General features: G+C 67.9%; 10 protein-coding genes. 4 read left to right on the forward strand and 6 right to left on the reverse strand.

Translation table 11 applies throughout. The annotated features are described in order from the left end of the window. Positions 1-3: 3 nt before the first annotated feature. Together ppdK and GT007_RS13905 are read left to right on the forward strand one after the other, a co-directional pair. A complete protein-coding gene (ppdK, locus tag GT007_RS13900; protein WP_160122227.1) occupies positions 4-2,664 on the forward strand; it encodes a pyruvate, phosphate dikinase in 2,661 nt (886 codons plus the stop codon). A 51-nt stretch (positions 2,665-2,715) separates the two neighbouring features. Then, positions 2,716-3,717, forward strand: coding sequence for an NAD-dependent epimerase/dehydratase family protein (locus tag GT007_RS13905; protein ID WP_160122228.1), 1,002 nt, complete (start codon positions 2,716-2,718; stop codon positions 3,715-3,717). A 7-nt stretch (positions 3,718-3,724) separates the two neighbouring features. Here GT007_RS13905 and GT007_RS13910 read toward each other — a convergent pair whose 3' ends face one another. The 3 genes from GT007_RS13910 to GT007_RS13920 all read right to left on the reverse strand — a co-directional run bounded on the left by GT007_RS13910 (position 3,725) and on the right by GT007_RS13920 (position 5,666). After that, positions 3,725-4,948 (reverse strand): polysaccharide pyruvyl transferase family protein, encoded by a 1,224-nt coding sequence (locus GT007_RS13910; RefSeq protein WP_160122229.1) that lies wholly within the window; start codon positions 4,946-4,948, stop codon positions 3,725-3,727. Between the two features lies 1 nt (position 4,949). Further along, positions 4,950-5,171 carry a hypothetical protein gene (locus GT007_RS13915; protein ID WP_160122230.1) on the reverse strand — a complete coding sequence of 74 codons (222 nt, stop codon included), beginning with the start codon at positions 5,169-5,171 and terminating at the stop codon, positions 4,950-4,952. 213 nt (positions 5,172-5,384) lie between these two features. Further along, entirely contained in the window at positions 5,385-5,666 is a 282-nt protein-coding gene (locus tag GT007_RS13920; RefSeq protein WP_160122231.1) for a PepSY domain-containing protein, read from the reverse strand. 190 nt (positions 5,667-5,856) lie between these two features. Between GT007_RS13920 and GT007_RS13925 the strand changes: the two genes are divergently transcribed. Then, complete coding sequence (locus tag GT007_RS13925) at positions 5,857-6,078, forward strand: hypothetical protein (RefSeq protein WP_160122232.1); 222 nt, start codon at positions 5,857-5,859, stop codon at positions 6,076-6,078. 78 nt (positions 6,079-6,156) lie between these two features. Here GT007_RS13925 and GT007_RS13930 read toward each other — a convergent pair whose 3' ends face one another. Beyond that, entirely contained in the window at positions 6,157-7,791 is a 1,635-nt protein-coding gene (locus tag GT007_RS13930) for a sensor domain-containing phosphodiesterase (RefSeq protein ID WP_160122233.1), read from the reverse strand. A 50-nt stretch (positions 7,792-7,841) separates the two neighbouring features. After that, positions 7,842-9,023, reverse strand: coding sequence for a ribonuclease D (gene rnd, locus GT007_RS13935; RefSeq protein WP_160122234.1), 1,182 nt, complete (start codon positions 9,021-9,023; stop codon positions 7,842-7,844). 112 nt (positions 9,024-9,135) lie between these two features. On the opposite strand from rnd, the gene aspS reads away from it, so the two are divergent. Further along, positions 9,136-10,914, forward strand: coding sequence for an aspartate--tRNA ligase (gene aspS / locus GT007_RS13940; RefSeq protein ID WP_160122235.1), 1,779 nt, complete (start codon positions 9,136-9,138; stop codon positions 10,912-10,914). Positions 10,915-11,174: 260 nt separating this feature from the next. Here aspS and GT007_RS13945 read toward each other — a convergent pair whose 3' ends face one another. Further along, complete coding sequence (locus GT007_RS13945; RefSeq protein WP_160122236.1) at positions 11,175-11,852, reverse strand: YggS family pyridoxal phosphate-dependent enzyme; 678 nt, start codon at positions 11,850-11,852, stop codon at positions 11,175-11,177. Positions 11,853-12,035 lie beyond the last annotated feature (183 nt).

Genomic DNA, 12,035 nt, shown 5'->3' on the forward strand with positions numbered 1-12,035 from the left:
CGTATGACCAAATGGGTGTACAGCTTCGGCGCCGGCCGCAATGAAGGCCGCGCCGATATGCGTAACCTGCTGGGTGGCAAGGGCGCCAACCTGGCGGAAATGGCCAGCATCGGCCTGCCGGTCCCCCCAGGCTTCACCATCACCACCGAAGTCTGCACCTTCTATTACGCCAACAAGGAAACCTACCCGGCGGAACTGACCGCCGAGGTGGAAGCCGCCCTGGCCCATGTGGAACAGGCCGTGGGCCTGAACTTCGGTGATCCGGCCAAGCCGCTGCTGGTCTCCGTGCGCTCCGGCGCGCGGGCCTCCATGCCCGGCATGATGGACACGGTGCTGAACCTCGGCCTGAACGACAGCACGGTCGAGGGCCTGGCCAAGGCCAGCGGTGACGACCGCTTCGCCTGGGACAGCTACCGCCGCTTCATCCAGATGTTCGGCAATGTCGTGCTCGAGGTGGACCACCACCGCTTCGAGGAAATCATCGAGCACGCCAAGCTCTCCCGCGGGGTCGCCGAGGACACGGAGCTGACCGCCGCCGACTGGCGCAGCGTCGTGGCCGAATACAAGGAAATGGTGGCCGAGGTCACCGGCAAGCCCTTCCCGCAGGACCCCAAGGAGCAGATGTGGCGCGCGATCGGCGCCGTGTTCGGTTCCTGGATGAACCAGCGCGCCATCACCTATCGCCGCCTGCATGAAATCCCCGCCGAATGGGGCACCGCCGTGAACGTCCAGGCGATGGTGTTCGGCAATATGGGCCTGGATTGCGCCACGGGCGTCTGCTTCACCCGCGACCCCTCCACCGGCGAGAACATCTTCTACGGCGAATACCTGGTGAACGCGCAGGGCGAGGACGTGGTGGCGGGCATCCGCACCCCCCAGCCCATGAGCAAGGCCAAGGCCAAGCCCGGCGAGAAGCCGATGGAAGACGTCATGCCGGCCGCCTACGCCGAGCTGGTGCGTGTCCGCGAGACGCTGGAAAAGCACTATAAGGACATGCAGGACATCGAGTTCACCGTGCAGCAGAACAAGCTGTACATGCTGCAGACGCGCACCGGCAAACGCACCGCCGCCGCCGCCCTGCGCATCGCGGTGGACATGGCCAATGAAGGCCTGATCAGCCGGGACGAGGCGATCAACCGCGTGGCTCCGGCCTCGCTGGACCAGCTGCTGCACCCGATGCTGGACCCGAAGGCGCCGCGCACCGTGCTGTCGAAGGGCCTGCCCGCCTCCCCGGGTGCGGCCAGCGGCGCCGTCGTGTTCTCCGCCGATGAGGCCGAGCACCGCGCGGCCAAGGGCGAGGCGGTCATCCTGGTCCGCATCGAAACCAGCCCCGAGGACATCCACGGCATGCACGCCGCCCGCGGCATCCTGACCACGCGCGGCGGCATGACCAGCCACGCGGCGGTGGTGGCCCGCGGCATGGGCCGGCCCTGCGTGGCGGGTGCCGGCGGCATCACGGTGGACTACAACGCCCAGGCCCTGTCGGCCGGCGGCCACATCGTGCGCGCCGGTGAGACGCTGACGATCGACGGCGCGACCGGCGAGGTGTTCGTGGGCGCGGTCGCGATGATCGAGCCCAAGCTGTCCGGCGATTTCGCCACGCTGATGGTGTGGGCCGACGCGGTGCGCCGCATGAAGGTGCGCGCCAACGCCGAAACCCCGCTGGACGCCGACACCGCCCGCAAGTTCGGCGCCGAGGGCATCGGCCTGTGCCGCACCGAGCACATGTTCTTCGACCCCGCGCGCATCAACGCCGTGCGGCAGATGATCATGAGCGAGACGGTGGAAGGCCGCCGCAACGCCCTGGCGAAGCTGCTGCCCTTCCAGCGCGACGACTTCCGTGAGCTGTTCACCATCATGGCCGGCCTGCCGGTGACCATCCGCCTGCTGGACCCGCCGCTGCACGAATTCCTGCCGCATGGCGAGGCCGACATGGCCGAGGTGGCCGCCAGCCTGAACACCGATGTGGCGACCATGAAGCGCCGCGCCGAGGATCTGGCCGAAGCCAACCCCATGCTGGGCCATCGCGGCTGCCGCCTGGGCGTGTCCTTCCCGGAAATCTATGAGATGCAGGCCCGCGCCATCTTCGAGGCGGCGGTGGCCGTGGCCAAGGAAACCGGTGCCGCGCCGGTGCCCGAGATCATGATCCCGCTGGTCGCCACCAAGAAGGAGCTGGAGATCACCCGCGCCCAGGTCGACAAGATCGCGGCGCTGGTCTTCGCCGAGACCGGCACCACGGTGGAATACCTGGTCGGCACCATGATCGAGCTGCCGCGCGCGGCCCTGACCGCCGACAAGATCGCCGAAAGCGCCGACTTCTTCAGCTTCGGCACCAATGACCTGACGCAGACCACCTTCGGCCTGTCCCGCGACGATGCCGGCAAGTTCCTGCCGGATTATCTGGAGCAGGGCATCTTCGCCCGCGACCCCTTCGTCTCCATCGATGTGGAAGGCGTGGGTGAGCTGGTGAAGATCGGCTCGGGCAAGGGCCGTTCCGTGAAGAACGGCCTGAAGCTGGGCATCTGCGGCGAGCATGGCGGCGACCCGGCCTCCATCAGCTTCTGCGAGACGGTCGGCCTGGATTACGTGTCCTGCTCGCCCTATCGCGTGCCGGTGGCCCGCCTGGCGGCGGCGCAGGCGGCCCTGGCCAGCAAGAACGGCTGAGGGCGCGCAACGGGAGGGGCAGTGCCCCCTCCCGCACCACAGGGAGCCCCCATGCGCGTTCTGATCACCGGCAGTGCCGGGTTCATCGGCTTCCACCTGGCCCGCCGGCTGCTGGTGCGTGGCGATACGGTGGCCGGCATCGACAACATGAACGCCTATTACGACGTGGCGCTGAAGCAGGCCCGCCACGCCATGCTGGGCGAGAACCCGCGCTTCACCCCCCATGTGCTGGACATCACGGACCGCCCGGCGCTGGAGGGGGTGGTGCATGGCTTCCGCCCCGATCTGGTGGTGCATCTGGCCGCCCAGGCCGGGGTGCGCCACGCGCTGAAGTCTCCCGGCGACTACGTCTCCAGCAACATCCAGGGCAGCTTCCATGTGCTGGAGGCCTGCCGGAAACACCCGCCCGCGCATCTGCTGCTGGCCAGCACCAGCAGCGTCTATGGCGCCACGCCGAAACTGCCCTTCCGCGAGGATGACGCGGCCGACACCGCGCTGAACATCTATGCCGCCAGCAAGCGAGCCATGGAGGTGATGGCGCATTCCCACGCGCATCTGTGGAAGCTGCCCATCACCTGCTTCCGCTTCTTCACGGTGTATGGCCCCTGGGGCCGGCCGGACATGGCGCTGTTCAAGTTCACCCGCGCCATCCTGGCGGGCGAGCCCATCGAGGTCTACGGCCACGGCCGCATGGCGCGGGACTTCACCTATGTGGACGACCTGGTCGAGGCGATCACCCGCCTGGCCGCCCGCCCCCCGGTCGAGGGCGAGCGGGTGGGGGAGATGGACAGCCTCTCACCGGTCGCGCCCTATCGGGTGGTGAATATCGGCGGCGGCAAGCCGGTGGCGCTGATGGAGTTCATCGCGGCGATCGAGGCCGCGCTGGGCAGGCAGGCCGAGAAGATCTACCGCGACCGCCAGCCCGGAGAGGTGGAAACCACCTGGGCCGAACCCGCCCTGCTGCGCGCCTTGACCGGTGAGGTGCCGGAAACCCCGGTGGCCCGGGGGGTGGCGGAATTCGTCGCCTGGTACCGGGATTTCCACAGCGCGTAGCAGCCGCTCAGATGCAGCTTACCCTCGCCATATCCCTGGGGGCGGCGAAGCCGCCGGTGGATTCCCGGTAGCGCCGCCGGTTCCCCAGCACATACGCGATGAAGCGGTCGAATTGCGCGCGCAGGTCGCTGTCGTCGCGTGCGGCGAACAGGCCCGGGCGCTGGCGGTCTTCCAGCAGGGAACGGTTCTTGGCCGTGGCGCCCCACAGCGCCAGGGCGGGAACGCCGACGATCTCCGCGAAGATCAGCCCGTGGAAACGGGCGGAGATCACGCCATCCAGATCGCGGTAGCGCCGCAGCCGTTCCAGCGGATTGGGGGTGAAGCTGTCCACGGTGAAGTAGTCATCCGTATGGGGCGTTGCCATCCCGACCGAGGACCAGAGACCATGCCCCACCGTCAGATCATTGTTGGCCGGGGAGACATAGGCCATCGAATGCGGGATATGGACGAAATTGACCTCGCGCCGTTCGACCGGAAGCTGCTCGGTGACGGAGCGGATGGCCGCCACCAGCTCCGCGTAGCTCACCCGCATATCGCCACCCGTGACCACCCCGATCCGGGCCCGCCGCCCGACAGAGCCGGCGCCCGGCGCCACATACTGGCGCAGGCTGAAGGCGAAATCCTCCTGCTGCTCAGGCTCGCTGCCGCAAATATCCCGCAGGATGGCGCGGGACAGTGAGGTTCTGACGGTGACCTTGCTGGCCAGGCTGACCAGGGTGCGGATCTCCGCGTAATATTCCGGCTGGGCGGCCTCACAGCCCAGCCCAAGCAGATGGACGGTGGCGCCGGCGGCCCGGGCCTTCCGGGCCAGGTTGATCATGTCGATAACAGCCTGCCGCGCGTAGAGAAGACCGCCACCACCGATGATCAGCAGGTCATCGCCGCGGAAGAATTCGTCCTGCCGGATAACGTCCCAATACCAAAGCGCGCCTTGGACATGCGTTTTGTTGATAAAGATCTGGATGCATTGAGGGTAGTGAACCTTGATCCCCTCATAGATCGCCTCGTCACCCACATTGTTGGTGCCATAGGCGCCATGGGCGAAGACACGGTCGAATGTCATTCGCTGCGGTGAGCGGCCCTCGGCCTTGCCGTGCTGGCTGTAGTGGTCCCAGGCGCTGCGCAACTTTCCGGTTTCAATGGCGACTTTGACATCCGGATAGGCCTGGAGATACCAGGCCTCATCAAAATTCACTCTGTCTTGCATCAGCGACCAACCCCGGCGATCCACATTACAGCTCGGTCATATCAATATTCATTCCCAAGAAATAATAACGATTCCGTGCACGCCCAGATAGTGAGGATTTTAAACCTACACCACAACTGCCACGTGGCTTCCCGGCCAGGGAAACTTCTTTTTCCTTTGAGAAACAATGGATGTCCAATGGCGCGGTGCGGAAATCGCCCTTGCCTTCTTTCTTATCGCGGTCCAAGCCCGCCAAGAATCCGGACATTCCGCATGGGAATACAACTAACCGATTCGTAACCGCATAGTCGCTTTGGACTAGGGCCAATCGACATTCAGGTTCGGGAGGCGGCTGGCTGGGGATTTTTCGCGCCAGGGAGGAAGAAGCCGCAGCCAATGCTGGAGCATTGGCAAGGGTTCTGACGCTGCTGGCGTGGAAAAGCACCGCCAGACGCACCCGCAACCTGATTGTCGATTGGACCTAACGCCGGTACTGCACCTCGCCGCTCGTGCGCAGCACGGCCCCGGTGGAGGCGTTCACCTCCACGCGGAACAGCCGCCCATTCGGCGGCAGGATCTTGAATTCGTAGAGCCAGATATCGTCGTCGCGATCCAGGTCAGCCTCGATCACCCGGCCGAGGAAGCGTGCCTCCACCAGTTTCAGGATCTCCGACAGCGGCCTGATCTCACCGGCTTCGAGCGCGGCGCGGGCCCGTTCATGGTCCCGCCTGTCCTGCGCCACGGCAAAATGTTCTGGCAGCATTGCAGCCGATGCAACCAGCGCCACCAAACCAAGCATTAACAAAAACTTACGTTGCATGGCTTAGAGTATCACCCCCCTCTGTCTGAACCAAGGCTGAATGCCGCGCTCAGCGTGGGTTCAGACCCGCATGGCTAAAAGGTCATCATCAGGTGATGCCCCGAAAGCGTCACACGCAGACCAGGAGAAAGCCATGCTCAACGTGTTCAGCCATTTCGCACCGGCCATGCTGGGTGTGTTCATGCTGGCGCTGGCGCTGGCGCCGCTCGCCCTGGTCTGGTCCGACAGCCGCCGCGCCGCGCGCAACAGCCGCCTGCGCCGCCTGCAGGATGATGCCTCCCTGGCCACCCTGCTGGCCAGCCGCCAGCAGGCCGCCCGCGGCCGCCTGACGGCGCTGGAAACCCAGGCCGACTGACCCCGCCACCAGCGGGCGCCAGCCGAAGCCAGCCCTTCTGCGGGGGCTGGCTTTTTTTTGTGCCCGCCCTCCGGAGGTTCAGCTCCACTGCTCGTGCTTGGTGATGACCTTGCCGGTCGCGGCGGCGGGCAGCGGCAGGGTGCCGGGGCGGCCCAGATGCCAGCCCTGGCCCAACTCCACCCCCAGGCTCAGCATGATCTTCGCGTGTTCCTCGGTCTCGATGCGCTCCGCGATCACCCGCGCGCCCACCGCCAGGGAGAGGTCCACCATGGAGGCGACGAAGCTGCGGTCGCGCGGTTCCTTCACCGCGGCCTCCACGAAGGCCCCATCGACCTTCACGTAATCCACCTTGAAGGCCTTGAGGTAGCGGAACGCCGCCGCCCCCGCGCCGAAATCGTCCAGGCAGGCCGGCACCCCGCGCTCGGACAGGGCGGTCAGTGTCCTCACCGCGCCGGCCTCATGCTCGATCTCGGCGGTCTCGGTCAGTTCCACCATGATTCGGCGGCAGGCCTCGGGCACCGTGTCCAGGCGGTAGATCAGCTCATGCCGGAAGCTCTCGCTCTGCATCGACAGGCCGGAGATGTTGATGGCGATGCGCTCACCGGCGCCCAGGCGCGGGATGGCGCGCAGGGCCTGGTCCAGCACGGCCAGGTCCAGCTCCTCCGTCAGGCCCACCATCTCCGCCAAGCTGACGAATTCGGCCGGGCCCTGGTTGCGGCCCAGCAGGGCGCGGTCGGGGCGCAGCAGCGCCTCGTAATGGTGCAGCTTGCGGTCGGCCAGGGAGGCGATGGGCTGGTATTCCAGCGCGAAGCGGCCTTCCTTCACCGCGCGGCGCAGCACCTGGCTGCGCTGGGCCACATCGGCCACGAAGCCGGGCAGGCCATCCTCGAACCCCGCATCGGCCACGCCGCGGATGCCGCCACGGGCGAAGGCCGACAGGCAATGCCGCAGCGCGCGGGCCGCCTGCAAGGGCGACAGCCCGGCCGCCGACAGCGACATGGTATCGACCTTGACCGTGCCGCGTGCCCGGGCGGGCATCATGGCATCCAGTTCCGAGGCCAGGGCTTCCGTATCCGGCAATCGCTCGCCGGAGCGCGGCAGCAGCGAGAAGCGGCCCGGCGCCACCTCCGCCGCCAGGCAGGCCCCGCCCCCGGCATTGCCCAGGGCGCGGCGGATATCGGGCAGCAGGGCCTCCGGGATGCCGGCGGAAAATTCGACCATCCCCAGCCGGTCCGGCGCGTCGGGCACCTTTTCCCCGGCGGCGGCGCGGCGCAGCCGTTCCTCGGCATCCTGCAACATGGCGGCGGTGGCCGGGATGGCGCCCGGGGCCTCCGGCAATTTGCCGGGCACGGGCGCGAAGCTGAGGCACAGGCGCGGCAGATGCCCCGGCAGCGCCAGGTGCAGGCCGGACACCACGAAGGGCGTGGCGGCGGCATCGGCCAGGTGCAGCATCGCGGGTTCCAACCGGCCGCGCAGGGGCAGCATGGCCAGGGCGTTGGCCAGCGCCGCGCGGTCGGCCGGGGCCACCACGCTGGAGACGGGGTGGCCGATCAGTTCCTCCGGCTTGCGGTTCAGCCGGGCGCGGAAGGCCCCGGTGGCGAAGATGATGCGCCCGCCCAGATCCGCCTCGACCAGCAGATCCGCGGCGGCGAAGGCGAAAGCGACGAAGCGCTCGCGCTCACCCAAAGGGCGTATGGAAACCGTTTCGCTCATCATGCCTCGCCTTCATCAGGCGGGATAACAGTGTACGGCTTGCGAAAGGCTTAAGCGCCCGCGATCAGCTTCACCTTGCGCCCGTCCACGCCCAGGGCCAGCCGGCCGGCCTTCAGCGCCAGCGCGGCCTCGCCGAACACCTCCCGCCGCCAGCCATGCAGGGCGGGGATGTCGGGGTTTTCCTCGGTGGCCAGGCGGTCCAGGTCCTCGCTGTTGGCCAGCAGCTTGGGGGCCACCTGCGCGTCCTCGGATTTCGCGGCCAGCAGCACCTTCAGCAGCGCCACCAACGCCGGGGAGGCCGCGGCGCCGCGCCGTTCCTCCTTCGGGTGCGGCAGGGCTTCGTCGGGCAGGGCGCGCGCCTCGGCGATCGCGGCCAGCAGGCTGGCGCCGGACTTGCCCTTGGCGAAGCCTTCGGAGATGCCGCGCGCCCGCGCCAGCTCCGCCACGTTGTTCGGCGCGGTGGCCGCGATCTCCAGCAGCGTCTCGTCCTTCACCAGGCGCTGGCGGGGGATGTTCACGCGCTGGGCCTCACGCTCCCGCCAGGCGGCGACGGCCTGCAGCACGCCCAGGAAGCGGCGGTTGGTGGTGCGGGGGCGCAGGCGCTCCCACGCCTGTTCGGGCACGGTCACATAGCCGGCGGGGTCCATCAGGGCGGCCATTTCATCGGCGACCCAGGCCAGGCGCCCCTCGCGCTCCAGCTGGGCGACCAGGCGTTCGTAGATCACGCGCAGATGCGTGACGTCGGCGGCGGCATAGTTCACCTGCGCGGGGGAGAGCGGGCGGGCCGACCAGTCGCTGAAGCGGTGGGCCTTGTCGATCTGCGCGCCGGCCAGGCCGCGCGCCAGGCTGTCATAGCTGGCCTGGTCGCCGAAGCCCGCCACCATGGCGGCCACCTGGGTGTCGAACATGGGGGTGGGCACGGCACCGTAGCGCAGCAGGAAGATCTCCACATCCTGCCGGGCGGCGTGGAACACCTTCATCACGTTGGGGTTGGCCAGCAGATGGCCCAGCGGCTGCAGGTCCAGCCCCTCCGCCTGGGCGTCCACCACGGCGATGTCATGCGCGCCGCCCAGCTGCACCACGCACAGCTCGGGCCAATAGGTGCGCTCACGCATGAATTCCGTATCGACGGTGATGAAGGGCTCGCGGGCGAGCCTTTCGCACAATTCGGCCAGCTCCATGCTGGTGGTGATGAGCTGGGTGGGGGGGAATTCGGGGCTGCGGCGCTGCATGCCTCCCGATTGGACCGAAGACGCGCCACTTGCAAGACCGTGACCGGGTTGACAGGCGGGGCTGTCTGCCGCCTGTAGGGCGCCTTCCGAGCAGTTCAGGGTCTCGCCTCTCATGCACGCCTATCGCACCCACACCTGTGCCGCGCTCCGCGCCGAGCAAGCAGGCACCACCGCCCGCCTCTCCGGCTGGGTGCACCGCAAGCGCGACCATGGCGGGCTGCTGTTCATCGACCTGCGCGACCATTACGGCCTGACCCAGTGCGTGATCCCCCAGGGCTCCCCGGTGTTCGAGGCCGCGGACAAGCTGCGCCCCGAAAGCGTCATCACCGTGACCGGCGAAGTGGTGCTGCGCGAACCCGGCACCGTGAACGACAAGCTGCCCACCGGCGCCATCGAGCTGCGGGTGAAGGAGCTGGTGCTGCAATCCGCCGCCGATGTGCTGCCCTTCCAGGTCGCGCAGGAACAGGAAGCGCCGGAGGAGACGCGCCTGCGCTACCGCTTCCTCGATCTGCGCCGTGAGCGTCTGCAGAAGAACATGATCCTGCGCGCGCAGATCATCGACAGCATCCGCCGCCGCATGATCGCGAGCCAGTTCAACGAATTCCAGACGCCGATCCTGACGGTGTCGTCGCCCGAGGGCGCGCGCGACTTCCTGGTGCCGGCCCGCCTGCACCCGGGCAAGTTCTACGCCCTGCCCCAGGCGCCCCAGCAGTACAAGCAGCTGACCATGGTCGCGGGCTTCGACCGCTATTTCCAGATCGCCCCCTGCTTCCGCGACGAGGCCGGCCGCGCCGACCGCACGCTGATGTTCTATCAGCTGGACGTGGAGATGAGCTTCGTCACGCAGGAGGACGTGTTCACCACCATGGAACCCGTCATCCGCGGCGTGTTCGAGGAATTCGCCGCCGGCCGCGCGGTGGATGCCGGCCCCTGGATCCGCATCCCCTATGCCGAGGCGCAGCTGAAATACGGCTCCGACAAGCCGGATTTGCGCAACCCGCTGGTGATCAGCGACGTGACGGAGCAGTTCAAGGGCTCGGGCTTCGGCCTGTTCGCCAAGATCGCGGCGAGCGGCGGCGTGATCCGCGCCATCCCGGCGCCCGGCGCTGGCGGCAACCCGCGCAGCTTCTTCGACAAGCTGAACGAATGGGCGCGTGAGAACGGCGCCGGCGGCCTGGGCTACATCACGTTCGACGCCGAAGGCCCCAAGGGCCCCATCGCCAAGAACCTGGAGGCCGACCGCGCCGAGGCGATCCGCCAGATCTGCGGGCTGAAGGCCGGTGACGCCGTGTTCTTCGCCGCCGGCAAGGCCGCCGACGCCGCCAAGTTCGCGGGCCAGACCCGCCTGCGCCTGGGCAACGAGCTCGGCTTGGTCGAGAAGGACGTGTTCCGCTTCGCCTGGATCACCGACTTCCCGTTCTATGAGCTGAACGAGGAAACCAACCAGGTCGATTTCAGCCACAACCCGTTCTCGATGCCGCAGGGCGAGATGGAGGCGCTGGAAACCCGCGACCCGCTGACCATCGGCGCCTATCAGTACGACATCGTCTGCAATGGCTACGAGATGGCCTCCGGCGCCATCCGCAACCACAAGGCGGAGATCATGGTGAAGGCCTTCGGCATCGCGGGCTACCCGCCCGAGGCCGTGGAGGAACGCTTCGGCGGCATGCTGAACGCCTTCCGCTTCGGCGCGCCGCCGCACGGTGGCATGGCCGCCGGCATCGACCGCATCGTGATGCTGCTGGCCGATGAACCGAACCTGCGCGAAGTGAACCTGTTCCCGATGAACCAGCAGGGCGAGGAGCTGATGATGGGCTCGCCGTCCGAGGTGGAGCCGATCCGGCTGAAGGAACTGTCGATCGAAGTGAAGCTGCCGCCGGCGAAGAAGTAAGGCCAGGGGGCGCTGAGGCGCAAAAGACCGAGGGGCTCTGCCCCTCGGGCTCCCCGCCAGGAGCCGAAAGGCCCCTGGACCCCATCAGTTTGGCGCTGGTCCTGGGCAGGGGTTTCCGCTTGATTTTAATAATGAAAATGGCGCCTCACCTGCCAAGATAAGGCGCCAATCAATGGGTTCAAAGGGTTGCTACAACCCTTTGCGGGGATGCAAGGGGCAGCGCCCCTTGCTGGGGGTTCCGGGGGCAACGCCCCCGCCTTTCACCCCACCCCGTAATCCCGATGTCCGAAGATCGCGGTCCCCACCCGCACATGGGTGGCGCCTTCGGCGATGGCGGCCTCGAAATCCCCGCTCATGCCCATGGACAGGGTGGCCAGGCCCAGCTTCGCGCCCAGATCGGCCAGCCAGGCGAAGTGGGGGCGCGGGTCGCCTTCGGCGGGGGGGATGCACATCAGGCCCCGCACGGCCAGCCCGTGTTCTTCCCGCGCGGCGCGGACGAAATCGGCGGCCTCGGCGCGGGGGATGCCAGATTTCTGCTCCTCGTCGCCGACATTCACCTGCACCAGGTATTCGCGCTTCAGCCCCAGCTTCTGTTCGGCCCGCTCCAGGGCCTGGGCCAGCTTCGGGCGGTCCAGGCTTTCGATCATGTCCGCGATCTTCACCGCGTCCTCGGCCTTGTTGGTCTGCAACCCGCCGATGATGTGCAGGCGCAGGGCCGGGTGGGCCGGGCGCAGCTCGGGGAATTTGGTCGCGGCTTCCTGCACTCGGTTTTCACCGAACAGCAATTGGCCGGCGGCCAGGGCCTCGGCCACCGCTTCGACCGGATGGGTCTTGGACACGGCAACAAGTTGCACGCTGCCGGCCGGGCGGTTGGCGCGGGCGGTGGCATCGGCGATCCTGTCCAGGATCAGACGCAGGTTCTCGGCAATGGCGCTCATGCGCTCAGGAATAGGACGAAAGCGGCGGGCAGGGAACGCCATGCCGCGCCTTTGGCTGCTCAGCGACCCCAAGCGCCTGCCGGACCCGCGGGCGGCGGCGGCGCGGCTGCCGCGCGGGTCCGCCGTGCTGGCGCGCGGGGTGGCGCCCGCGCTGCTGCAGGGGCTGGCGCGGCTGTGCCGGGC

This window comes from Rhodovarius lipocyclicus (assembly GCF_009900765.1).
Classification (GTDB): Bacteria; Pseudomonadota; Alphaproteobacteria; order Acetobacterales; family Acetobacteraceae; genus Rhodovarius; species Rhodovarius lipocyclicus.

Coding starts and splice junctions, on each gene's coding strand:
- ppdK (WP_160122227.1), top strand. CDS start 4: ATGACCAAATGGGTGTACAGCTTCGGCGCCGGCCGCAATGAAGGCCGC.
- GT007_RS13905 (WP_160122228.1), top strand. CDS start 2,716: ATGCGCGTTCTGATCACCGGCAGTGCCGGGTTCATCGGCTTCCACCTG.
- GT007_RS13915 (WP_160122230.1), bottom strand. CDS start 5,171: ATGTCCGGATTCTTGGCGGGCTTGGACCGCGATAAGAAAGAAGGCAAG.
- GT007_RS13920 (WP_160122231.1), bottom strand. CDS start 5,666: ATGCTGCCAGAACATTTTGCCGTGGCGCAGGACAGGCGGGACCATGAA.
- GT007_RS13925 (WP_160122232.1), top strand. CDS start 5,857: ATGCTCAACGTGTTCAGCCATTTCGCACCGGCCATGCTGGGTGTGTTC.
- GT007_RS13930 (WP_160122233.1), bottom strand. CDS start 7,791: ATGAGCGAAACGGTTTCCATACGCCCTTTGGGTGAGCGCGAGCGCTTC.
- rnd (WP_160122234.1), bottom strand. CDS start 9,023: ATGCAGCGCCGCAGCCCCGAATTCCCCCCCACCCAGCTCATCACCACC.
- aspS (WP_160122235.1), top strand. CDS start 9,136: ATGCACGCCTATCGCACCCACACCTGTGCCGCGCTCCGCGCCGAGCAA.
- GT007_RS13945 (WP_160122236.1), bottom strand. CDS start 11,852: ATGAGCGCCATTGCCGAGAACCTGCGTCTGATCCTGGACAGGATCGCC.